General features: G+C 67.0%; 25 protein-coding genes, 1 tRNA gene and 1 pseudogene. 3 read left to right on the forward strand and 24 right to left on the reverse strand.

What is annotated here, in order from left to right:
* Positions 1–65: 65 nt before the first annotated feature.
* The 9 genes and pseudogenes from polA to AB0H49_RS29550 all read right to left on the reverse strand — a co-directional run bounded on the left by polA (position 66) and on the right by AB0H49_RS29550 (position 12,223).
* Complete coding sequence (polA, locus tag AB0H49_RS29510; RefSeq protein WP_355004102.1) at positions 66–2,801, reverse strand: DNA polymerase I; 2,736 nt, start codon at positions 2,799–2,801, stop codon at positions 66–68.
* 80 nt (positions 2,802–2,881) lie between these two features.
* A complete protein-coding gene (locus AB0H49_RS29515) occupies positions 2,882–3,871 on the reverse strand; it encodes a neutral zinc metallopeptidase (RefSeq protein WP_357256079.1) in 990 nt (329 codons plus the stop codon).
* 87 nt (positions 3,872–3,958) lie between these two features.
* Positions 3,959–5,629, reverse strand: a complete 1,671-nt coding sequence (locus tag AB0H49_RS29520) for a DUF885 domain-containing protein (RefSeq protein WP_357256080.1) — start codon at positions 5,627–5,629, stop codon at positions 3,959–3,961.
* Between the two features lie 16 nt (positions 5,630–5,645).
* Positions 5,646–6,341, reverse strand: coding sequence for an ABC transporter ATP-binding protein (locus AB0H49_RS29525; protein WP_355004166.1), 696 nt, complete (start codon positions 6,339–6,341; stop codon positions 5,646–5,648).
* Positions 6,342–6,710: 369 nt separating this feature from the next.
* Positions 6,711–7,601 (reverse strand): annotated as a pseudogene (locus tag AB0H49_RS29530) (ABC transporter ATP-binding protein); the annotation flags it as partial.
* 41 nt (positions 7,602–7,642) lie between these two features.
* Entirely contained in the window at positions 7,643–9,046 is a 1,404-nt protein-coding gene (locus AB0H49_RS29535; RefSeq protein WP_357256082.1) for a branched-chain amino acid ABC transporter permease, read from the reverse strand.
* Positions 9,043–10,080, reverse strand: a complete 1,038-nt coding sequence (locus tag AB0H49_RS29540; RefSeq protein WP_355004106.1) for a branched-chain amino acid ABC transporter permease — start codon at positions 10,078–10,080, stop codon at positions 9,043–9,045. Before AB0H49_RS29540 ends, AB0H49_RS29535 begins: the two co-directional genes overlap by 4 nt.
* An 87-nt stretch (positions 10,081–10,167) precedes the next feature.
* Positions 10,168–11,367 carry a branched-chain amino acid ABC transporter substrate-binding protein gene (locus AB0H49_RS29545; protein ID WP_355004107.1) on the reverse strand — a complete coding sequence of 400 codons (1,200 nt, stop codon included), beginning with the start codon at positions 11,365–11,367 and terminating at the stop codon, positions 10,168–10,170.
* A gap of 235 nt (positions 11,368–11,602) precedes the next feature.
* Positions 11,603–12,223, reverse strand: coding sequence for an ANTAR domain-containing response regulator (locus AB0H49_RS29550; RefSeq protein ID WP_097248397.1), 621 nt, complete (start codon positions 12,221–12,223; stop codon positions 11,603–11,605).
* Between the two features lie 221 nt (positions 12,224–12,444).
* Here AB0H49_RS29550 and AB0H49_RS29555 point away from each other — a divergent pair.
* A tRNA-Leu gene (locus AB0H49_RS29555) sits at positions 12,445–12,531 on the forward strand.
* 42 nt (positions 12,532–12,573) lie between these two features.
* Here the strand turns inward: AB0H49_RS29555 and AB0H49_RS29560 are convergent.
* From AB0H49_RS29560 to AB0H49_RS29625, 14 genes are read right to left on the reverse strand one after another with little or no spacing between them, the layout of a single operon-like run.
* Complete coding sequence (locus tag AB0H49_RS29560) at positions 12,574–13,785, reverse strand: tyrosine-type recombinase/integrase (RefSeq protein ID WP_357256085.1); 1,212 nt, start codon at positions 13,783–13,785, stop codon at positions 12,574–12,576.
* Entirely contained in the window at positions 13,785–13,991 is a 207-nt protein-coding gene (locus AB0H49_RS29565; RefSeq protein ID WP_357256087.1) for a DNA-binding protein, read from the reverse strand. The genes AB0H49_RS29560 and AB0H49_RS29565 overlap by 1 nt, the downstream gene beginning before the upstream one ends.
* 47 nt (positions 13,992–14,038) lie before the next feature.
* Positions 14,039–15,715: a replication initiator gene (locus tag AB0H49_RS29570; protein ID WP_357256089.1), complete on the reverse strand. Its 1,677-nt coding sequence runs from the start codon at positions 15,713–15,715 to the stop codon at positions 14,039–14,041.
* The gene (locus AB0H49_RS29575; RefSeq protein WP_357256091.1) at positions 15,715–16,353 is read right to left on the reverse strand and encodes a hypothetical protein; all 639 of its coding nucleotides are present in this window, start codon (positions 16,351–16,353) and stop codon (positions 15,715–15,717) included. Before AB0H49_RS29575 ends, AB0H49_RS29570 begins: the two co-directional genes overlap by 1 nt.
* Positions 16,353–17,033: a DNA methylase gene (locus tag AB0H49_RS29580; RefSeq protein WP_357256093.1), complete on the reverse strand. Its 681-nt coding sequence runs from the start codon at positions 17,031–17,033 to the stop codon at positions 16,353–16,355. The genes AB0H49_RS29575 and AB0H49_RS29580 overlap by 1 nt, the downstream gene beginning before the upstream one ends.
* Positions 17,030–17,191: a hypothetical protein gene (locus AB0H49_RS29585; protein ID WP_357256094.1), complete on the reverse strand. Its 162-nt coding sequence runs from the start codon at positions 17,189–17,191 to the stop codon at positions 17,030–17,032. Before AB0H49_RS29585 ends, AB0H49_RS29580 begins: the two co-directional genes overlap by 4 nt.
* Entirely contained in the window at positions 17,188–17,385 is a 198-nt protein-coding gene (locus tag AB0H49_RS29590) for a hypothetical protein (protein WP_357256096.1), read from the reverse strand. Before AB0H49_RS29590 ends, AB0H49_RS29585 begins: the two co-directional genes overlap by 4 nt.
* A 3-nt stretch (positions 17,386–17,388) precedes the next feature.
* Positions 17,389–17,631, reverse strand: coding sequence for a hypothetical protein (locus AB0H49_RS29595; protein WP_357256098.1), 243 nt, complete (start codon positions 17,629–17,631; stop codon positions 17,389–17,391).
* Positions 17,632–17,642: 11 nt separating this feature from the next.
* Positions 17,643–18,962 (reverse strand): FtsK/SpoIIIE domain-containing protein, encoded by a 1,320-nt coding sequence (locus AB0H49_RS29600; protein ID WP_357256100.1) that lies wholly within the window; start codon positions 18,960–18,962, stop codon positions 17,643–17,645.
* Complete coding sequence (locus AB0H49_RS29605) at positions 18,959–19,261, reverse strand: hypothetical protein (RefSeq protein WP_357256102.1); 303 nt, start codon at positions 19,259–19,261, stop codon at positions 18,959–18,961. Before AB0H49_RS29605 ends, AB0H49_RS29600 begins: the two co-directional genes overlap by 4 nt.
* Entirely contained in the window at positions 19,261–19,518 is a 258-nt protein-coding gene (locus AB0H49_RS29610) for a hypothetical protein (protein WP_357256104.1), read from the reverse strand. Before AB0H49_RS29610 ends, AB0H49_RS29605 begins: the two co-directional genes overlap by 1 nt.
* A 1-nt stretch (position 19,519) precedes the next feature.
* Entirely contained in the window at positions 19,520–20,200 is a 681-nt protein-coding gene (locus tag AB0H49_RS29615) for a DUF2637 domain-containing protein (RefSeq protein ID WP_357256106.1), read from the reverse strand.
* On the reverse strand, positions 20,200–20,409 hold the full coding sequence (locus AB0H49_RS29620; protein ID WP_357256108.1) for a hypothetical protein: 210 nt from the start codon (positions 20,407–20,409) through the stop codon (positions 20,200–20,202). The genes AB0H49_RS29615 and AB0H49_RS29620 overlap by 1 nt, the downstream gene beginning before the upstream one ends.
* Positions 20,410–20,411: 2 nt before the next feature.
* Positions 20,412–20,855 (reverse strand): hypothetical protein, encoded by a 444-nt coding sequence (locus AB0H49_RS29625; protein WP_357256110.1) that lies wholly within the window; start codon positions 20,853–20,855, stop codon positions 20,412–20,414.
* Between the two features lie 157 nt (positions 20,856–21,012).
* Here AB0H49_RS29625 and AB0H49_RS29630 point away from each other — a divergent pair, with 157 nt between their 5' ends.
* Entirely contained in the window at positions 21,013–21,744 is a 732-nt protein-coding gene (locus AB0H49_RS29630) for a helix-turn-helix transcriptional regulator (RefSeq protein ID WP_357256112.1), read from the forward strand.
* Positions 21,745–21,753: 9 nt separating this feature from the next.
* Entirely contained in the window at positions 21,754–22,236 is a 483-nt protein-coding gene (locus AB0H49_RS29635; RefSeq protein WP_357256114.1) for an NUDIX domain-containing protein, read from the forward strand.
* Here AB0H49_RS29635 and AB0H49_RS29640 read toward each other — a convergent pair.
* Positions 22,212–22,739 (reverse strand): HD domain-containing protein, encoded by a 528-nt coding sequence (locus AB0H49_RS29640; protein ID WP_357256116.1) that lies wholly within the window; start codon positions 22,737–22,739, stop codon positions 22,212–22,214. The two genes, AB0H49_RS29635 and AB0H49_RS29640, sit on opposite strands and share 25 nt — an antisense overlap.
* Positions 22,740–22,906: the final 167 nt, after the last annotated feature.

Genomic DNA, 22,906 nt, shown 5'->3' on the forward strand with positions numbered 1-22,906 from the left:
CCCGCACACGCCGCACAGAGGCAGCGCTGTTGTGAGGCGTACGCCAGATGTGTGGGACCGGAAGCTCAGTGCGCGGCGGAATCCCAGCTTCGCCCCGTGCCGACCGACACGTCCAGCGGCACGGACAGGTCGATCGCGGCCGACATCTGTTCGCACGCGAGCTGTTCCAGTGTTTCCCGCTCGCCCTCGGCGACCTCGAAGACGAGTTCGTCGTGGATCTGCAGCAGCATCCGCGAGCGCAAGTCCGCCTCGCGAATCGCCTTGTGCACGTTGATCATCGCGACCTTGATGATGTCGGCGGCGGTGCCCTGGATGGGCGCGTTGAGCGCCATCCGCTCGGCGGCCTCGCGGCGCTGCCGGTTGCTGGAATCCAGGTCGGGCAGGTAGCGGCGGCGGCCGAACAGCGTCTCGGTGTAGCCGACCTTGCGCGCCTGCTCGACCACCTCGTACAGGTAGTCGCGGATGCGGCCGAAGCGGGAGAAGTAGATGTCCATCTGCTCCTTGGCCTCGGTGGTGCTGATCTTCAGCTGCGCCGAGAGGCCGTAGGAGCTCAGGCCGTAGGCCAGGCCGTACGACATCGCCTTGATCCGCCTGCGCAGTTCCGGGCTCACCTCGGAGATCGGGATGTCGAAGGCCTTGGACGCGACGAAGCTGTGCAGGTCCTCGCCGGAATTGAACGCCTCGATCAGGCCTTCGTCGCCGGACAGGTGCGCCATGATCCGCATCTCGATCTGGCTGTAGTCGGCGGTCATCAGTTCCGCGTACCCGGCGCCGACCACGAAGGTATCGCGGATCATGCGTCCGGTATCGGTACGGATGGGAATGTTCTGCAGGTTCGGCTCGGTCGAGGAGAGCCGTCCGGTGGCCGCGATCGTCTGGTTGAACGTGGTGTGGATGCGGCCGTCCTCGGCGACGGACTTCAGCAGGCCGTCCACCGTCACCTTGAGCCGGGTCGCGTCGCGGTGCGCGAGCAGGTGCTCGAGGAACGGGTGCTGGGTCTTCTCGAACAGCGATTCCAGCGCGTCGGCGTCGGTGGTGTAGCCGGTCTTGGTGCGCTTGGTCTTCGGCATGTCGAGCTCGTCGAACAGCACCACCTGCAGCTGCTTGGGCGAGCCGAGGTTGATCTGCTTGCCGATCACGCCGTAGGCCGCCTCGGCCGCCTCGCTCACTTTGTCGGCGAACTGGCGTTGCAGGGACTCCAACTGCGGGACGTCGACCGCGATGCCCGCGTCCTCCAGGGTGGACAGCACGCCGAGCAGCGGCAGTTCCATGTCGGTGAGCAGCGCGGTGGACTCGATCTGCTCGAGTTCCTCGTCCAGCGCGGCGGCCAGGTCGAGCACCGCGCGGGCGCGCAGCATCTCGGCCTGGGCCAGCTCCGCGTCGACGGTGTCCTCGTCGTCGAGCAGCGAGAGCTGGGGCGCCACGTCGGTCTCGGCGCGCAGCTCGCGGCGCAGGTAGCGCAGCGAGAGGTCGTCGAGATTGAAACTGCGCTGGCCGGGCCGGACCAGATAGGCCGCGAGCGCGGTGTCGCTGGTCAGCCCCGCGATGCGCCAGCCGCGGCCGCGCAGCGCGTGCCCGGCCGACTTGGCCTCGTGCAGCGCCTTGAACACCGCGGCGTCGGCGAGCCAGGCGCCGAGCGCCGCCTCGTCCTCCGGGGCGAGCACGGTGACGTCGATGTAGCCGCTCTCACCGTCGGCGGCCGCGATCGCGATCGCCTTCACGTCGCCGTTGCCCGGCGAGCCCGTGCCGACCACCGAGACACCGTGGCGGACACCGGCTTTCGCGTGGGCGGCGAGCCACTCGGCGACCGCGCCGACGGCGAGCGCGCCCCCGGAGATCTCGAAACCGGACTCGGCCTCCGGCTCCGGCGGCGCCAGGGTCTCGAACAGCCGGTCGCGCAGTACCCGGAATTCGAGATCGTCGAAGAGCTGGTGGATCTGCTCGCGGTTCCACGGCGCCTGCGCCAACTGATCAGGGGTGTAGGGCAGCGGCACGTCCTTGACCATCTCGGTGAGCTGCCGGTTGAGCACCACGCTGCTGAGGTTGGCCCGCAGCGCGTCGCCGACCTTGCCCTTCACCTGGTCCACCTTCTCCACCAGGGTGGCCAGATCGCCGTACTCGCGGATCCACTTGGCGGCGGTCTTCTCCCCCACGCCGGGGATGCCGGGCAGGTTGTCGCTCGGGTCGCCGCGCAGCGCCGCGTAGTCCGGGTACTGGTTCGGGGTGAGGCCGTACTTGGCCATCACCTCGTCGGGCGTGAACCTGGTCAGGTCGCTGACGCCCTTACGCGGGTACAGCACCGTGACCTCGTCGTTGACCAGCTGGATCGAGTCGCGGTCGCCGGTGACGATCAGGATGCGGAAGCCCTCGGCCTGCGCCTGGGTGGTGATGGTCGCGATCACGTCGTCGGCCTCGAAACCGTCGATCGCCATCACCGGGATGCCGAGCGCGCCGAGCACGTCCTTGGTGAGCTCCACCTGGCCGCGGAACTCGTCCGGCGTCTGGCTGCGGTTGGCCTTGTACTCCGGGTACGCCTCGGTGCGGAAGGTCTTGCGCGACACGTCGAAGGCCGCCGCGACGTGGGTCGGCTTCTCGTCGCGCAGCAGGTTGATGAGCATCGCCGTGAACCCGTACACCGCGTTCGTGGTCTGTCCGGTGACCGTCTTGAAGTTCTCCGCGGGTAGCGCGAAGAACGCGCGGTAGGCGAGCGAATGCCCGTCCAGCAACAGCAGTGTCGGCCGGTCGCCGGAAGCGGTGGCGGTCGCGGAAGCGGGACGCGAGGCAGTCGAAGGTGAGCTCACGCCCCAGAGTCTAGGGACCGGCACCGACAAGCCGATACGCCGACACCGGGACTCGCGCCGAACCGGCTCGGGCGGCGGCTCTACTCGACGTTCTCCTGGTCGGCGTACCAGGTGTTGCACTCCCAGGTGTCGCCCTTGTCGGAGCCCCACTTCCACCAGCCCCACACGTTGTGGTCCGCGCCGTGCAGGCGGGGTGCGCCGGGCCGGTCGGCCACGGCGCGCGCCCGGTCGGCGGCCTCGACCCAGGTCCGCTGGTCGATGTCGCCGCGACTGTGGTTGATGCCGAAGAACATGCCCGCGAAACAACCGGCCTGCAGCTCGAGCCGTCTGCTCTGTTCCTGGCCAGCCGCGGTCTGCCAGCCCACTTGGGTGCGGCGCTCGGTGTAGGCGCGCAGCACTCCGACCACGTGCTGGATGTGGTGACCGTATTCCTGGGCGAGCAGCGCCAGTTGCGCGCCGCGGCGCGAATCGGCGGTGACGTCGCGCGCGGCGGCGTACGGGATGACGATCGTCTCGTCCGACTCGCAGTACGACGCGGGTCGTCCGTCCTGCGGGCAGGCGCTGCGCACCGCGTCGGCCGCGGCGGGCGCGTCCAGTCGAGGCGGCCGGAACGGCAGGCCGGCGCCGCGCAACGTCGGCTCCCACGCCGCGTTGAGACAGCCGAGCGCGGCGCGATAGAACACCCGCGCGGCCTCGGGTTCGTCGCGCCATTCGGGCAACTCGCAGTCGACCCGGCCCAACCCGATGTGCTGGGCGAACAGCGGATGGTCCCGCAGCGCGTACACCGGGCGGGCCGACGAGGCGTGCGGCGATCCGGCCAGCGGGAGCCCGGCCAGCGGCGCGGGCGCGATCGGCGGGGCGGCGTCGCGCGCGGGATCGGTCGCGTTGCCGACCGATCCGGCGAAGCCGGGTCCGGTCGCGGCCGTGAGTCCTCCGGTCCGGAGGGCGCCCGCGTCCGCGGGCGGCCCGCTCAGCGCGGCGATGCTCGCCGCCGCGCCCAGCGCCACCGCACCGCAGAGCAGCGCGATGAGGATCCGTCTTCGGACGTGGGTTGCCAACAGCCGGTTCATCGTCCCCCCTGACCGTGCTTCGTCAACGCACCTTCATGGAACCCGACGCGGCGCCGGCCCGCAACTCGGCCGTTCGAAGCGCGGACCTCACAGGGTGGCGACCAACTCCCTGAGCACCGGCAGGCTCACCGTGCCCGAGCCGAGCACGACATCGTGGAAAGCCTTGATGTCGAAGCGCTCCCCCAGCCGCTCGGTGGCCAGCGCTCGCAGCTTCCGAATCTCCAGCTGCCCCACCTTGTAGGACACCGCCTGCCCGGGAATCGCGATGTAGCGGTCGATCTCGACGGTGATCTCGGTCAGCCCGACCGGCGCGTTGGCCACCATGAAGTCGATGGCCTGCTGCCTGCTCCACCCCTTCGCGTGGATGCCGGTGTCCACCACCAGGCGGCAGGAGCGCCAGGAATCGCCCGCGAGCATGCCGAGCCGATCGAGATCGTCGGCGTACAAACCCATCTCGTCGGCCAGCCGCTCGGTGTAGAGCGCCCAGCCCTCCACGAAGGCGGTGTTGGCGAAGGACTGGCGCTGGAAGCGCGGCAAGTGCTCGAGCTCGTTGGCGATGGTGAGTTGCAGGTGGTGGCCGGGGATCGCCTCGTGGAAGGCCACGGCCGCGGTCTCGAACCGACCGCGGCCCTGCGGCTCGTACTGATTCACGAAATACGTTCCCGGACGGGAGCCGTCGGCGGCGGGCGGGAAGTAGTAGGCCGTCGGGGCGTCGGCGGCCAGGAAGTCCGGCACCGGCACGATGTCGCAGGTTTCCCTGGGCAACCTGCCGAACCAGTTCCCCATCTCGGCCGTCGCGGCGTCGAGGCAGCGTTTGGCGTCGACCATGATCTGCTCGCCGTCGCGATAACACAGCTCGGGATCGTCGCGCAGCTTGCCGAAGATCTCCGCGAGATCCGACGTGCCCCACAGCCGAGTGCCGATCCGCGCGTATTCCTCACGCAGCAAAGCCAACTCGGAAAGACCCAGCTCGTGGATCTCCTCCGCGCCCAGATCGGGCAGGGTGGTGTGGTGGCGCAGCAGGCTGCGGTAGATCTCGGCGCCGTCGTCGCCGAGCCAGCACAGACCGCTGCGCTCGTCGGGCCTGCCCGCGGGCAGCAGTTCGTCGGCGAGCGCGCCGCGGTACCGCTGGAACGCGGGACGGATCACGTCCGCCGCGACCCGCGCCAGCTCGGCGCGCCATTCGGCCTCGCCGTCCCAGTCCTGCGGGCCGGCGAAGGTGACGAACGGATCGATCGACGGGTCCGAGGCCAGATACCCGTCGAGCTGGTTGAGCGAACGCTCGATGGTGATCCGAGCCGGGGCGCGGCCCGCGGCGAGACCGTCGCGGAAACGGTCCACCGCCGTGCTGAGCATGTCGCCGAGCTGTTCGTGCCGCCGCACCAGGGCCCGCGCGTGCTCGGGCCGCGGCGCGTTCATCTGCGGCGCCGCGGTGAGCAGCGCCGCGTGGACGCCGTCCATCTGATCGGAGGCCATTTCCAGCGGCCGCCAGGCCAAATGGTCCACCGCCGTGGCCAATTCTGCGCGCAGCAGGGCGCGGGTCACCCGATCGGCGGGCGAGAGACGGGCCGGGTCGAGCGCGTCGACCCGGCCGAGCAGATCGCGCGAGGACTCGAGCCGACGCTGTTCGGCGTCGAGCGAGAGATCCTCGATGCGATCGTCGAAGCGGTGGTCGCCGAGCAGGGTTGCCAGGCTCGGCGACGCCGCCAACGTCTCGTCCCAGTACCGGTCCGCCAGTTCGAGCAGCTCCTCGTCCATGCTGGCGAGGCTACTCTCACCCCACGCCGAGGTAGGCCGACTTCACCGCGGGATCGGTGAGCAGCTGGCTGCCGCTACCGGTCTTGGTGACGCCGCCGGTCTCCAGGATGTAGGCGCGGTCGCTGCGGGCCAGCGCCTGCTGGGCGTTCTGCTCGACGAGCAGCACCGTGGTGCCCTGCCGGTTGATCTCCCCGATGATGCGGAAGATCTGCTGGATCACCATGGGCGCCAAGCCCATCGACGGCTCGTCGAGCAGCAGCAGGCGCGGGCGCGCCATCAGCGAGCGTCCGATGGCGAGCATCTGCTGTTCGCCGCCGGAGAGTGTGCCGCCGACCTGTTTGCGCCGCTCCAGCAGCCGGGGGAACAGCTCGAACACCCAGTCCAACGTTCGCTGGTACTCGGCCTTCTGCGCGAAAGTCCGCCCGTAGCAGCCCATGTCGAGGTTTTCCTGCACCGTCATGCCGGGGAACACGCCCCGGCCTTCCGGCGCCTGGATCAACCCGCCGACGACCCGTTCGTGCGCCTTCATCGTGGTGATGTCGCGGCCCTCGAACTTGATCCGCCCGCGCGCCAGCGGCAGCAGCCCGGACAGCGCGCGCATGGTGGTGGTCTTGCCCGCGCCGTTCGCGCCGAGCAGGGTGACCAGCTCGCCCTCCGCGACCCGCAGCGAAACACCGTGCAATGCCTGGATTCTGCCGTAGTTGACGACCATGTCGTCGACCTCGAGCAGCGCGGGGGCGTCGCTGAAGTCGCGCGGCGCGGCGGAGTCCTTGTCCGGTCCCGGCTCCTTCCGAACGCTCACCTGGGCGCCACCGGCCGGAGGGGTCGGCGGCTTCCCCGTCGATTCCCCCGCGCCGGAATCGGATTCGTCGCCCTCGGCGGACGAAGACGGGCCGGTTTCACCCTCGGTCGCCGAGGTTCCGGATTCACCTTCCGCCGCGGAAGACCTGGCATCGGATTCGCCTTCGGATCCCGAAGACGCTGGATCCGATCCGGATTCGCTCGCAGACGCCGACCCGGATTCACCTTCGGTGGAAGCCCCTGCGGCAGAACCGCTTTCGACCTCCGAATCCGGCACGCCGAGATACGCCGCGATGACCCCGGGATCCTCCCGAATCTCACGGGGCAGACCGTCGGCGATCTTACGGCCGAACTCCAGCACCACGATCCGATCGGTCACGCCCATGACCAGTCGCATGTCGTGCTCGATCAACAGCACGGTGAACCCGTCGTCGCGGATCTTGCGAATCAGGTCCATCAGCGCCGACTTCTCGCTGGGATTGAACCCGGCGGCGGGCTCGTCCAGGCACAGCAGTTTCGGCTCGGTGGCCAGGGCGCGCGCGATCTCCAAACGGCGCTGATCGCCGTAGGAGAGGTTGCGCGCCTTCTCCACCGCGCGCGGCGCGATGCCCACGAATTCGAGCAGCGCCATCCCGCGTTCGATGGCGTCGCGCTCCTCGCGCCGGTGCCGCGGACTGCGGAACACCGCGCCGGGCACCGAGGTCTTGTGCCTGGCGTCGGTGCCGACCACCACGTTCTCCAGCGCGGTCATCTCGCCGAAGAGCCGCACGTTCTGGAAGGTGCGGGCGATGCCGAGCCGGGTGATGGCGTTGCGCTTGGTCTTGGTCAGCGGCTTGCCGTCGAAATACACCAGCCCGGAGGCGGGCTTGTACACGCCGGTGATCGCGTTGAAGCAGGTGGTCTTTCCCGCGCCGTTGGGACCGATGAGCCCGAGGATCTCGCCGCGGCGGATCTCGAAGCTGACGTTGTCCAGCGCGGTGAGACCGCCGAACTTGACGGTGAGTCCCTCGGTCTTCAGCAGCGGGGCGCCGACCTCGGTCTCGATCTCCCGATGCGGGGCGACGACTTCGGCGACCGCTTCTTCGTCGCCGAGTTCCGGAAGCACCGCGGTGACGTCGACCTCGCCCGCGCTCTTCTCCTCCGCGGGCGGTGCGGCGTAGCCCGCGGCCATGTCCTCGTTGTCGAACAGCGCGTCACCCGCGCCGGGCCCGGTCACTTCCCCGCTCCGATCGGCTCGCCCACCGTGGGTCTGCGCACGGCTTGGTACACCTGCCTGCCGTAGGTGAGCAGCTTCTGCCGGGCCGGGAACAGACCCTGCGGCCGCAGAATCATCATCACCACCAACGCGATTCCGAAATACAGATACTTGAGGTCGCCGAGCGACTGGGCGCCGCCCTTGCGGAACAGCAGCACACTGCCGAGCAGCAGCGCGGCCATGACGCCGGTGAACACCATGCCGGTGATCAATCCGCGGCGCGGCCAGATGCCGAATTCGCGGCCCTTGTACCGCCAGAGCACCAGCAGGCCGACGAACAGCACCACGTCGACGATCAGCAGCACGTAGCCGGTCGACTCGTCGTCCACCAGCTGCACCGAGGTCAACCGCTTGGGCAGGTAGGCGATGATGAACGCGCCGAAGATGACACCGAGCTTATTGCCCTGGCCGCCGATCACCACCGCGCAGAGGAACAGCATCGAGTTGATGATGTTGAACCCGGTCGGATTGATGAACTGCACCTGGCCCGCGTACATCGCGCCGGACAGACCACCCACCGCGGCGCCGATCAGGAACGCCCACAGCTTGAACTTGAAGGTCGGCACGCCCATGATCTCGGCGGCGTCCTCGTCCTCGCGGATGGCGACCCAGGCGCGGCCGACCCGGCTGCGTTCCAGGTTGCCGACGATCAGCAGCACGACGATCACCAGCACCATGCCGAGCCAGAACCAGTAGGTGCCGTAGCTGGCTCGGTCCAGCAGGTTGGCGCTGTCCGGATCGCCGGTGTTGCCCGCGGAGAACACGCCGTTCGGCTTCTCCGCCGATTCGCCCACGTGCGGGTACGCCACCCCTGACAGCCCGAGGCTGCCGTTGGTCAGCTCGTGCAGGTTGTCGGCGAGCAGTCGCACGATCTCGCCGAAGCCGAGCGTGACGATCGCCAGGTAGTCGCCGCGCAGTCGCAGCGTCGGCGAGCCGAGGATCAGACCCGAGAGCGCGGTCACCGCGACCGCGATCGGCAGACACGCCAGCCATGCCCACTCCGGGTCGAGCCAGCCGCCGTCGGTCTGGTTCCACGGACTGTTCGGGCTGGTGAGCAGGCCCACCGTGTAGGCGCCGATGGCGTAGAAGCCGACGTAGCCGAGATCGAGCAGACCCGCCTGTCCGACAACAACATTCAGGCCGATGGCGATCAGCGCGAACATAGCGACCTCGGCCATGACGAGGCCGAAGTTGTAGGCGGGGGTGTCCAGGATCGGGGGCGGAAAGAGCGGAAGCAGCGCGAGCGCGGCGATCGCGGGCACGCCGACGGCCCACTGGGCTGGGCGGGACAGGCCCTCCCACCAGGTGCGCAGCGCGTCGCCGACGCCCTGGCGCGGCGGGGTCTTGGTCGAGTCGATCATGCGCGGGCCCTCCCGAGACTTTCACCGAGGATGCCGGTCGGGCGGACCATCAGCACCACGACGAGCACGACGAAGGCGACCACGTCGCGCCATTCGATACCGAACAGGATCTGCCCGTACTGCTCCACGACCCCGAGGATCAGTCCGCCGAGCAGCGCGCCGCGCAGGTTGCCGATGCCGCCGAGCACCGCGGCGCTGAACGCCTTGATGCCGAGGATGAAGCCGCCCGAGTAGATGATCGCGGGCGGGATCTTGATCGCGTACAGCGTCGCCGCCGCGCCCGCGAGCACACCGCCGATGAGGAAGGTCAGCATGATGACCCGCTCGCGCGAGACGCCCATGAGCGTCGCGGTGTCCGGGTCCTGCGCCACGGCGCGGATGCCGCGGCCGAATTTCGTTCTGTTGATAAGCATTTCGGTGGCGATCGCGAGGACCACCGCGGCGACCACGATGAGGATCGCGATATTCGTGACATCGGCGCCGCTGAAGCTGAACTGCACCGTCGGCTCGACGAGCTGGATCGGCTGCTGGGCATTGGTGCCGCCGAGATCGGGATTGATCTTCGGCAGGATGAAGTGCACGAACTCCTGGATCACGAACGACATGCCGATCGCGGTGATCAGGAAGGCCAGCGGTTTGGCCCCGCGTTTACGCAGCGGGCGATAGGCGACCCGCTCCAATCCGACCGCCGCGCCGCCGGAGACCAGCATGCCGACGATCATCGCCAAACCGATGTACACGACCGTCAGCAGCACGCCCTGGTTGTAGACATCGGGGCTGGCGGCGAAACCGAACAGCATCAGTCCGATCAACTGACCGAACATGCCCAACATGAATATTTCCGAATGGGCGAAATTGATGAGCCGAAGTACGCCGTAGACCAGGGTATAGCCCACCGCTACCAAGGCGTAGATGGAACCGTAGGTAACTCCGTCGACGGTCAGTCGCCAGAATTGATCGATCACTCCCTGATAGTCGAAGTCGATCGAGCCGTCGGCGAGGTATGCCACGCCGGCCAGTGCTGATGCTGTCATTCGAAAAACGCCTTCACCAATGCCCCTCATGAAACAGCACGTACGGGGGCGTCACGGGCACCCCCGTACGTGCTGGGTTCGCGGTACTTACTTGACCTCGTAGATCCAGATCTGCGCGTTGGCCAATTCGCCGTTCGGGCTCCACTTGTAGTTACGGGCCAGACCCGGTCCGTCGTAGGAGCGCACGAATGCGAGCAGATCGGGGCGGGTGACCTTACCGCCGTCGATGCCCTTGGCCAGGATCGTGGTCAGGTCGTAGGCCTCCACCGAGTACACGCCGGGCGCCTGCCCGTTGAGCGCCTCGTAATCCTTGGCGAACTTCTCCGGAGCCGGGCCACAGGGGCAGGTGAGGTTCGCGCCCTTGGCCGCGCTGCCCGCCTGCGAGATGAACTGCGGGTCGTTGACGCCGTCCGGGCCGACGAACACGGCCTTCACGCCACCGGACTTCAGCTGCTGCGCCAGCGGCGCGCCCTCGGCGTAGTAGCCGGAGAAGAAGACCGCGTCCGGCGCCGCCGCCGCGATCTTGGTGACGGTGGCCGAGAAGTCCTTGTCACCCTTCTTGATGCTGGCCGCGCACGCCGGATCGGCGGCGGCGCCCAAGCCCTCGGTGACGCTCTTGGCCAGGCCGACACCGTAATCGGTGTTGTCCTGCACCACGCACACCTTCTTGTAGTTCGCGGTGCCGACCAGGTACTTCGCCACCGAAGGGCCCTGCACGTCGTCGTTGGCCAGGCCGCGGAAGAAGGTGGTCCAGCCGTTCTGGGTCAGCGTCGCGTTGGTCGCCGAGGACGTCACCGCCACCAGGCCCGCGTCGCTCAGAATCTGGCCGGTCGCCTTGGTCTCGCCGGAGAACGCCGGACCGACCAGGCCGATGATCGACTTGTCGTTGACGATCTGCGGGATCACCTGGGTCGCCTTCTGCGGATCGCCCTCGGTGTCGAACTGCTTCAGCTCGATCTTGCAGCCCGGATTCGCCTTGTTGTGCTGATCGAGCGCCAGCTTCACACCGTTGACGATGTTGATGCCGAGCGCCGCGTCCGGGCCGGTCAGCGCGCCCGCCATGGCGACGGCGGTACCGGGAGCACAGGTGGCCTTGCCGTCACCCGCGGGATCGGCCGCCTTCGCGGGATCCGTCTTCGGCACTTCCTTGCCCGCGGTGTCCACCTGCATGACCGGCTGAATGGACAGGCCTCCCGTACCGGCACCGGTCGCGCCCGAGCCGCTGTCGGTGGATTTGTCGCTGCAACCGGTCAGTGCGAGCGCCGCGGCGGCACCGATGACCAACACACCCCGCGTCGAACGACTGCGCCATGTCGAACTAAGCACGTCTCACCTCTACGTCCTGTGCTCCCCCGGCAATCCGAGGAGGCCGACCACGTCAGCCCGGTCAGAACATAGCGTCGGTACGTTAGATCCGCATCACATTCGCATCATGCGGACGACATCGTGTCGAATTCTTTTTGGCGATCGCGTTTCCGGGGAGTAAATCTTTCCAGCCCAGACCGCCCCGAGGGGTGTCGCATCACTTCGGCGCCAGGTTCTCCAGCACCACCTCGGCGACCGCCTTCATCGTAGTCCGGCGATCCATCGCGGTCCGCTGAATCCACTTGAAAGCCTGCGGCTCGGACAGACCCTGCGTCTGCATCAGCACACCCTTGGCCCGCTCCACCAGCTTGCGCGTCTCCAGCCGATCGGCCAGATTCGCGACCTCGCCCTCCAGCGCGGTGATCTCGTGGAAGCGGCTCGCCGCCAACTCGATCGCGGGCACCAGATCCGACTTGGTGAACGGCTTCACCAGATACGCCATCGCACCGGCGTCGCGCGCCCGCTCGACTAGATCGCGCTGACTGAACGCGGTCAGGATCACCACCGGCGCAACACGTTTCGACGCGATCTCGGCGGCGGCATCGATACCGTCGCGGCGCGGCATCTTCACATCCATGATCACCAGATCGGGCCGGTGCTCCACCGCGAGATCCACCGCCTGCTGGCCGTCGCCCGCCTCGCCGACCACCTGATAGCCCTCTTCGGTCAGCATCTCGACCAGATCCATCCGGATGAGCGCCTCGTCTTCGGCGACGACGACCCGCTTCGCCCCGGCGTCCTTCTTCGTGCCGGCGCCCCCTGCTGCAGTAGTGCTCATAGGTATGCCCCTCTGGTTCCGATGCCTGTCCCGACACACGCGAATGGGCCGAGACCCACACCAACCGGTCTCGCCCCACCCTGCACGCTGTCGAGTGATGTAGAGAGTACCTTTCAGTTCGGCTCACAACGCATATACCCTGCGCAAAGAGGAAACTGTGGCGTACACGGCAACCCGTTTCCGAAAAGCGCCCCCGACCCGCTATAGTTCAGACCCGGTGCGCCGGGTTGGCGGAACTGGCAGACGCGACGGTCTCAAAAACCGTTGTCCGAAAGGACGTGTGGGTTCGAGTCCCACACTCGGCACCAAGGTAGGACGTGGTTTCGTGGATCGCGTCCTTGCTCATCACTTCACGCAGTCCGTAGATAGTCCGCAGCCGCTCGGGCGCCCGCGTCCATTCCCGCCGCGACCGTATCCAGGTCGTCCGGGAACAGGTGCCCGTACAGGTCCAGCGTCAGCGTCGCCGTCTTGTGGCCGAGCATCCGCTGGACGACCTTGATGTTCGCCCCCGCACTGATCGCCAACGACGCCGCGGTATGCCGGAGTCCGTGCGGAACGACCCCGTCGAGACCGATGTCTTTCGCCGCCTGGTTGAACACCCACCGGAACTCCGTCGAGGTCAGATATCCGCCCTTGTGGCTCGGGAACACCAACGCGTCCGGTCGCCGACCACCCAGGATGTTGGCCAGATCCTTGGCCAGAATCCCCGGCACCGGCACGGCCCGAGTGGTGTGGTTCTTCGTGTCGGTCTCCACGATGCCCTTGCCCGTGACCCCGGTTGCCGAACGATTGATGGTGATCCGGTTGCGCACCAAATCCACGTCCGCAGTGCGCAGTGCGATCGCCTCACCGAACCGGATTCCGGTGTAGGCCAATGTGAACACCAGCGGCCGGAACCGCCCCGCGGCCATAGCGAGCTGCATCACCTCCACGTGCGTCAGATACCGCCGCGACCCCGACATCATCGTCGGCAGATCCACGTCGTCGGCCGGATTCGCCGCCAGCCTCTTCGCCTTGATCGCGAACCTCAATACCTGGCTGAGCACCTGGTAGGACTGAATCGTCCGCGACGCCGACAATCCACGCCCGACAAACCGTGAGCTTCCCGATTCCGAGAGGCTCACGATCCATTCCTGAATGTCCTCGAACTCGATTTCACGCAGGGGCACCGATCCCCAGCGCGGCAACACGATCGTGTCGAGCAGAGACCGGTAACCGGCCACCGTTTTCGGTTTGCGGAACTTCTTCGTCGAGAACCACTTCTCCGCCACGACCTCGAAACGCACCCCGCTACGGTCCGGGTCCACCCATGAGCCGGTCACGACCTTCGTCGTCACCTCGCCGTCGAGGAACTTCTGGGCTGCGATCTTGGTATCGAACGACCTCGACCGCTCCACGCCGTTCGGGTCGACGTAGCGAGCCCGCCACCGCTTACCCTTGCCGAACCGTTCTTCGGACTTGACCTTCTTCTTCGTCGTCTTCCTGGTCACCGGATCGACCTCGACCACCGTCGGGTACCACCGGTCTTCCACACCCGACCGCGGATTTCGCTGAGTCGGCACTACGCCACCTTCCCGCCGCGTGCTGTCGCCTGCTCCTGCTCTGCGATCCACGCGAGCACGACCGACTTCCGCCACACTCGCCGCCGCGGCCCGAGCTTGAAGCTCTCCGGTCCGTAGCCCACATGGGCCCACCACCGCCAGGTAGCTTCCGGAATCCCGGTCAGCGCCTCGCAGTCCTTCGCCCTCAAATATGTCTCGTCGTCCATTACTCCCCTGCCTTCTAGGCTGCTTGCCGAATTGCCGAAATGTTGTGCTACGCCGCTGCTCCCGCTGCGAGCAACGCTCTGGTGTATTCCGCGCGCCAAGCCGTGCGTTGAGCGATCGCGGCCATGATCAGGTGATCGCGCGGTGGGGCGGAGTGGTCGCCGGGTTCGACCGGCCGCACGATCAAGTGGCTGGTGTCGGGTTTGACGATGCCGACCTGCGCGAGCAGTTGCCGAACGAATTCGGCCCGGTCGGCCTTGTGATCGGGCAGGGTTTTGCCGGACCAGCGGCGGGAGACCAAGACGCGCCGACCGGGGAGGCCGAGGGTGTCTCGGCGGTGGGCTTTGCCCTTGCAGCGGCCGGGCACGGTCTTGTCGCTGGCGCCCTTGGGGACGATGCCGTAGCGCAACCACACCGGGCACCGCGGCGAGCACGGGGTGTGCTGGAGTTCGGCGTGGAGGCGGTCGTAGTGGATCGCGGTCCGCGTCGAGTCGGTGTCCAGGACTTCGCTGATCGACTTCGTCAGGTACTTGGTGACGTAGCCGATGGCACGGTCGGCCTTCTCGCCCGGGATGTAGCCACGCATGTGGCCGGGGTCCATACGTTCGCCGAACCGCACCGTGTACGCCGGTTCGAGATCGTCGACGGTGTCGAGGACGTCCAGGGCGTCATCCCAGCCCGCCAGCGGTGCCCCGGTGTCAGGGTCCACGAACGTGAGTGCCTTGTAGTCCCAGATCGGCATGCGGTCGCCGGAGTAGACCTCGTGTTCGGGGTCGAAGTGCGGCCACCACACCTGGTGGTAGGTCGCCGCGGTGACCAGGCGCAGAAGTTCGCGGGAGATGACACCGCGCAGCAGCAGGTGCAGGTGCGGGGCGCCGCGCCTCTGGGGTTCGACGGTGGCGAAGTACTGCACGTCATAGCCGACCGCGCGGCGAAGGTTTTGAATCCAGCGGTCGACCAGCTTGGAGAAGAAGACGATGTCGCGTGCGGCGCGGGCGTAGTCGTAGGTCTCCGGGTTGCGTGGGGAGCCGTCGCCGCACGGTTTGCCTTCGGCGTCGACGGCACCGTCATGGTTCATCGGACCGTAGGAGGGCATGGTGAGGGTGACCATCATCGAGGAGCGGTAGCCGCCGATCACCTTGCCGACCGTGGTGCGTTCGACCTTCTTGCGCGGCAGGTCCGGCACGTCCTGGCGCCGTTTGGTGGAGCGGGTACGCCGCTTGCGCGGTTTGGGGTCCAGTGGCGGGATCGGTCCGCGGAACCCCGAATCCCGGAGGTCGCGGTCCAGGTCGGCCACCAGCTGCGCGATCGCGTCGGCCATCTCGTCGTCCCCGTCGTCGCGGGATTCGCGGTACTGCTCGGCGAGATCGGCTCGGGCGGTGAGCAATTCGGTTTGCTGCTCAGACGGGTCTCGGGTGTCTTCGACCGGTTCGGTGTCTGCGTGCCAGCCTTCGCGGCATTGGGTCATGCGCAGCCAGCGAGCCTTGTCCGCGCACGGCTTGCACACGCTGGCGACAGTGGACTTGCACGGCGCGCCGATGTACTCCTCAGTCAGGGTTTTCGGGTTGTACACCTGCATCGGGACCGGCCGCACACACACGCCGAACTTCTCCGCTGTCGCTTCGGCCACGTCGGTGAAGTCCGGGAGCGCGCGACGCTGGGCCGCGGTCTGCCGGTCGGGGGGCGCAGTGTCGGCGGTCGTGGTAGCGAGTAGTTCGGTGGTCATCAGGCGGCGTCCTTTCCCCAGTCGAGCCCGCCGTCGATATGCGGCAGGGCGATCGGATCAGCGAGCGAATCACCGTGGCGGAAAGCGAGTTCCACGGTCGCGGGTCCAGTGATGGTGACGCGGCAGTCCTGCGCGCCGAACGCGTGAGCGAGATGGTCGGTGCGGTTCTCCCAGTCGGCGGGGCAATGGCCGGGCAGCATCCGCACCCGCGCTCGATCCACCGAGTCCCCGATCACGACGTCGAGCAGCCGAGGCACCGCGGTGCGGTCGTCGGTGGTGACCGTCAGGTGGCAAGCGGTCATCAGGCGAGTCCAGCGGCGGCGGTAGCGCAGCCAGCTCAGGAACCGGTGCCGTGCCCGCCGAGATATCCACCGCTCGAAGGTCTCCGGGCTTCTGCGGCGCCAGAGCACCATCCCCGCGGCGGACACCCCGACCACCACGGCACCCGCGGCCGGTCCGGTGACGATCCCCGCAGTGACCGCGAGCGCGAGTGGGATCGAGATCATCGGGAACAGCACCGCCCACCACATGGTCACGCCAACACCGGTGATCAGCCAGCCGCCGAGGTTGAGCACGGCCAGCCCGAGCAGGTCGAACGGGTCGGTGTCGGTCGTGTTGTGGGTTGTCTTGTTGGTCATCAGGCCACCGCCTCGAACAGGGACAGCTGTCCGCTGGGATCGGTCAAATGGGCGAGGAGTTGGGCGCCGACGTGTTCGGTGTAGGCGGGTGGAATGGCTTGGCACAGTTCGTCACCGTTCATCCAGTCGATGCCCATCGCCTCCGGGCCGACGTAAGTTCCGATGTGTCCGGTGACCGAGACGTTCCAGCCCTCAGCCCACCGCTGGCGCCTCCTGGTCGTCGCTGTGCGGGCGGTATGCGTTGGATGGGCCGGGGGCCGCAACGCGACATTGCTTTCGAAACGGCGGTGCCGATAGGTGCGCAGCCCGAACATGCTGCCGCACAGCGTGATCGATCGCACTAGGTCCATCGGTGCGGGCATGACGTTCTCGATCACGAACGGCGTACCCACCGCGATCAACGCCGTCCTGGTCGCGGCCACGAGGTCCGGGTATTCGCGATCCGGGTACAGAGCCGCCAGAGGGCTGTAGCGCTGACACGGCGGGGAAGCGTGCACCATGTCGAACTCGTGCCCGTGGGCGGTCAGGAACTCGATCGCGTCGCCCTGGTGGAAGGTGAACGGATAGCGCGGCTGGGGCGCGATGTCCACGCCGACCACCTCGAACCCGGCGCGGTGGTAGCCCATCGCGGCGCCACCGGCGCAGCAGTACAGATCCAGCAGTCTCGGACGGCGACTCATCGCGGCTCCCTCTCGGCGGGCGGGTCGAACAGCGGCAGCTGGCCCTCGCACGGCTGGTGCAGGTTCTTGGCACGGCGCTTGCCCTTGGCGACCTGATCAGCCGCAGCCTGAACGATCGGATTCACCTGCTTGGCACCAGGTTTCGGTTTGGTGCTCATGCCGCCCAGTCCCCGCCGTCGTAGTCGTCACCGCTGTTCCAGGTAGGGACCGATCCGGTTTCGGCGAAGACGTTGAGCGCGATCGCGATCGGGTCCAGGCCGCGGGCTTCGAGCTGGCAGCGACGACGGGCCTGGAGGTCGATCACGTTGTCCCGATCGACCGAAACGTGCTGAGGAGTGTTGTTGCGCTTCATGATTCAGTCCTTCGAGTAGAGGTCGTTGAACTCGGCATCACCGAGTTCGACAAAGCGGCAGGCGGGGCACAGGACCCGGTCGCCGTCGTAGAACCACTCCCACGGCGCGGAGTTGGCGTTGAGGCAGTCCACGGCCTGGGCGAGCGAGGTGAAGCAGATGCCCTTGGCGGCGTGCCCGCGCGAGGCTTCCTCGGCGTAGACCTGCCCGCAGCAGTCGCAGTAGATGCGGATATGGCTTTCGGTCACGAATCCTCGTTTCATGCCGCCACCGGCCCGTTCTCGCCGTCGCCGAGGTCATCGGGATCGAAGTCGCTGTAGTCGGCTTGGGGTGCGAAGTCGATGCCGTGACCGCGTGGGGCGTAGTGCTCGCTCAGTTCGGCGATGTCCTCGCGGGAGACGAAGTACGAGCGCGCTCGTACGATGTTCGGAGTGCCGTCCTCGCGGACGTAGGCGACACCGGGTGTGGTGTAGGGGATTTCGTCGCAACGTGCGCCACGCTCGCGCGCCGAATCGCCGTGCACCATGCCGATCTGGGTGCGCTCGTCCAGTCGCAAAGCGATACGGATCGGAATCAACTGACGTTGCGGCAGGGTGTCTTTCGACGGGTCCTGCACACAGGTGATCACGCAGATACCCGGCGCCCGCCCCTGGGTCAGCAGCTTGCCGAAATGGCGATCGAACTTCTTCATCGTGTCGGGTTCGGCGTAGGCGGTCATCGACGCGCCCTCATCCACGATGATCACGATCAGCGGTTCGTCCACGGTCGGGACGTGCTTTTCGATACCGGCCTCCCGGCAGCGGGCCGCACGCTCCAACATGAGGGCTTCGGCGTCGGCCATCATCGCGACGATGCCCTCATCGGTGTACTCGAAGCGGGTCAGCAGCGCTTTGCCGCGCCCGAATTCCATACCGCCTTTCGGGTCGGCCACCCACAGTTCGACCAGCCCGGACGCGATGGCCGGGGCGAGTCCGGCGATGATCGCCCACACCAGTCCGCCTTTACCGGCGTTGGTGCCGCCCGCGATCAACAGATGCCGATACAGCAGCGCCAGGTACCAGGTGCCGCCGTCTTCCAGCACGCCGACCGGGATCGCCTCCAAGTCCACGCCGTTGTGGACCCCCGACACCTTTGTCGGGTCCGCGAGCGTGTCGAACACCCGCAGTTGAAGACGAACCGCCCCCGGCTCAGGGAAAACCACGGTCACCCGCGGCACCGCCAGCACCTGCGCGAACGCGTCCACCACGTCATCGGCGGCCCAGTCCTTGCGGGTCTGTCCGGCCATCATCAGCAAGTCGATCTGGAGGCCGTAATCGGTGTACACCCAGTCCTCCAGCGGCGGGAAACCGCTGTCGACCGAGCCGAGGTTGAGGGCGATGAACATGTGCGCTCGCTGCCGAGGATCAGCGACCACCAGCACCGCCGTACGCAGCTCGACCGGAGCAGCCGCAGCGACCTCACGGGCATCACCAGCCGGTTGCACGGCCGCACCGCGCGCGATCAGCGACCGCAGCCACCACACCCCCGACACACCCGTAGCCAGGCCGCTGGCCAGCATCACCGATTCCGCGACACTCATCGCGCACCCCCGATCCGCGGATCGCCTTCGAGTTCGCAGAACAGGCGGCACCCGTCCGCAGACGGAACGACGGGCTTCTCGGCATCGGTCGAGCCGAGTCCGGCCTCGGTGCAGAACATCACGCACCCCGGCGCCGCGGGCGTGCTCGTGACGACCGCAGACGAGGACGGGGCTTGCGGGACAGACGAGACCGAGCCGTCCGCCGCGGACGAGGAAGCCAGCACCCCAGCACCGGCCACCACCGTCACCGCCGCCAACACACCCGTCACCACAGCAGGAACCCTTGTCAGCGTGGTCATTACGCCGCCGCCTTGACCAGATCGACGCGGTAGACCAACGCGTCGTGTTCGACCAACACCGCGGCGATCTGGGCGACCAGGACGCGCGCGTCATCGAGGTCAAGCCACAGCGTCACGTCCATTCCGAAGTCCAGGCGGACCTTGGCGGGGATGTGGCTCGTGTACTTGCCGTCGCCGTATACGAAGTCGTGCTCGGGCTGGTACCTCGCCTCGGGCGGATCGGCGATAAGGCCATCGGTTCTGACGGAAATGGACATGTCAGGCACCCCCAACGGGAACGGCGATCGGCAGCATCTGCTGCACCGGTCGCGGTGAACGAACAGGTTGGACCGGCGCGACCACACGCGGCACGGCCGGAGGAATCTCGGGAACCGGGACCGGGATCGGAGCGGTGACCGGTTCGGGATCAGGGACCGCCACCGGCACCGGAGCCGCAGCAGGCTCGGCAACCGGGACGGGATCGGGTTCGGGCTCGGACTCCACGGCGGCCGAAGCCACGACCGGGGCAGGCGCCGAATGACGTTGCGCCGCACGGAACAACAGCGCGAGCCCGTGAGTGTCGGCAAGCAGGGAAATCGGCGCGATGGCCGCGACCAGAGCAGCGGCCCATGGTGGGAGGTCCCGACCGTCTGCGACCGCGTGCAAGCTGTTGCCCGCGACCGAGACCAGCGCACCGACCGTCAGGACCGCGACGAAGAACCGGCGTTCGGGGCGGTGCGTGCAGACCAGCACCCCGAAGGTGGCAAGCAGGATCGTGCCGTCCACGATCAGCGGGAACAGCCACGCGTCCCGCGCGGGGACGTGCGCCAGCTTCGCGAGGTCTTCCAGGGTGGAGAACGACAGCCGAAACGCCGCCGCCCCCACGCCCAGGATGATGACCACGGCGGACCAACGCGCCCAACGCATCCCCGCCGACACCGTCTGATCCGCCGCGCTCATCAGACCGACTGATCCGAGGCGCTCGCCGACAGGATCTCTTGCAATGCGAACAGAAGTTCGTGAGCGTCCGAACCCTCCAGCACGACCGTGGTCTCACCCACGTCGATGAGCAGCTCGTTCGCACCTTCCAGTCCGTATGCCCCGGTCCGGCCCTTCTCGTAGTGCACTCCGTTCAGCAAGCCCCGAACGACGTTCGTCTTCTTCGTCATGATCACGCCGCCTTGTTGGTCGAGCGGGCCGCACCCGGATCGGCCGGAGCCTGCTTCGCACCCGAGGTGTCGCCCTTGATCCCCGTCGCGCGGATGTAGAAGCCGATCGACTTGAACTGGCCGTTACCGACCACACGAGGCTTGAGCAGCAGCCCCTCGAGCTCGATCGGACGCAGGCCCTCCATGACCTCCGGCTCCGAAGGAACCGGCATCTGGTCAGCAACAAACGTGATATCGAAACCGGCCTGGTTCGCCTTGCCTCCCGCCCGGTCCATGATCGTCGCCTTCCACAGCCGCTTACCCGAGCCATTGCCCTCCCGGTCGAAGTCGAGCGCCTGACGCTTCGGCGCGTTGCGGTCCTCGCTGAACTCGATCTGCGCCTCGATGTCGCCGAGCAGCAGCACGCCCTTCGGGAACACGGAACGGAAATCGGTCGGGATCCACATATCCTTCAATGCCATCTTCGAATCTCCTTGTGTCGGTGCTTATTTCGTGGTTGCGGTAGATCTGCAACTCGGACACCTCAAGAATCTCGCGACATCTAGGGACGTAATAACCTACGAATAAGGACATTTGGGGACACTTTGAAGGTAGAATTGAGACATGACGAACGAACGCCTCCGGGGTGCGATGGCTGCCGCGAATCTCACGAAACATGCTCTGGCCGAACGGCTTGAGGTCAGCACGAAGACCATCGAACGATGGATCACGCAGGACCGGTGCCCGCATCCAGGGCTTCGACTCAAGGTCGCCCGCGAGCTAGGGCATGACGAGACCTATCTTTGGCCAGAACTTTTGGCGGGCAGTCGATCTGCCATCGCGTCACTGTCGGAACTGGTGCAGATCTGGCCGACTCGCCCTGAAGTGCCGCATGAGGTTTGGCGGTCCCTCATGCGGCAGGCCGCTGGTCACATCGATGTCCTGGTGTACGCGGGAGGATTCCTGGTCGAGTCCCTCGACTTCGTGAACGTCGTCCGCTCGAAGGCCCAGGCGGGGGTGCAGATCCGCATTCTCCTCGGAGAGAGCGATGCACCGGAGGTCATCACTAGGGGCCGCGAGGAGGGTCTGCCATCGCTTCCGCAGCGGTGCGAATCGACGCTCGAGTACCTGCGCGAGACGATGGATCTTCCGATGGTGGATATTCGAACGCATCGCACGACGCTGTACAACAGCATCTACCGGTTCGGCGACTCGATGCTGGTGAACACGCACAGCTACGGCGCGTATGCCGCGAAGTCACCGGTCCAGCACCTCCAGCAAATTCCCGGCGGTCGCCTCTTCTCCTACTACCAGGACTCGTTCGAAGCTGTCTGGAAGACCGGACGCCCCGCGTAACCTAGCGGCATGGGACGCCGGATTGACTACCACCAAGACCCGAACGCGCCAGCGGCGAATAGCGTTCGACCGAGCGCGGCTGCATTTGTCCAGCAGAACGGCGCGGTCCTGCTTATATGCCGGTCGGACAATGGAAACTGGTCTATGCCTGGTGGTGCACACGACCCCGGCGAGTCCCTGAGCCGTACAGCTGTCCGTGAGACGCAGGAGGAGACCGGCGTCGATATCCACGTGACCGGCATCGTCGGGATCTTCACAGATCCAACCCATGTCATCCACTACACCAGCAACGATGAGGTGCGGCAGGAGTTCACCGTCGTCTATCGCGGCGAAGCGATCGGTGGAAGCCCGACAACCAGCGACGAAAGTACGCGGGTCGAATGGGTGCCAATCGAGCAGATCGCGTCCTTGGCCATGGACCGGAGCCAGCGGAAGCGGATCGACTGGGCACTCCGTGAGAGCGAGCCTTACATCGATCCGGATGCCCGCTGAACCGCCATCCTCAACCGTGGTTCCGCCCGAGTGATCGCAGTGTGGACGACGCTGCCCGGCTCATACCGCCTCAGGATCTCAGTGAGCCGTTCGTCCACTGTGAAGTCCTCACCGTTCGGCCCCGTGCAGAGGTCGGCCCACCAAAGAAAGTCGTTGGCCATATCGAGCCCGGCCACATCGCCGACGCGGAACTCATCGAAGATGCGGGCGTTCAACCCGCGCACATCCGCTTCAACCTCGGCTGCCGTGTGGAAGGCCACCAAGTGGCACACTGCTCGCGAGTATCCGAGCGATCGCAACAGCCGAGCACCGTCGATCGGATGAAATCCGATGCCCGAGCGCCCATAGCCCACATCGTGCAGATACGCCGCCACGACCGCGTCTGCACGTAGCTCAACCGGCAGCAGCTCGGCGACGCTCTCCATCCGCCGTCCAACAGCGAGCGAATGAGCCCGCCGCGATTCCGTCAGCGTAGACAGCAGCTCAGCCATGGCCTCGTTCACGGCCGCCATGCTACGCCGAGCACCATCCCGAGGTTGTTGCCGAATTTCGCCATACAGGATCAAGAGCGCCCGCGGCGGCGCTACGCGCCCGCCCCGCGCGGCGGAGCGGCGCGCGGACAGTTAAGGCGGCCTACGCGGCGGGGCGGGGCGTCGGCGGCGCGGTGGGG

This window comes from Nocardia sp. NPDC050713, assembly GCF_040654315.1.
GTDB lineage: Bacteria > Actinomycetota > Actinomycetes > Mycobacteriales > Mycobacteriaceae > Nocardia.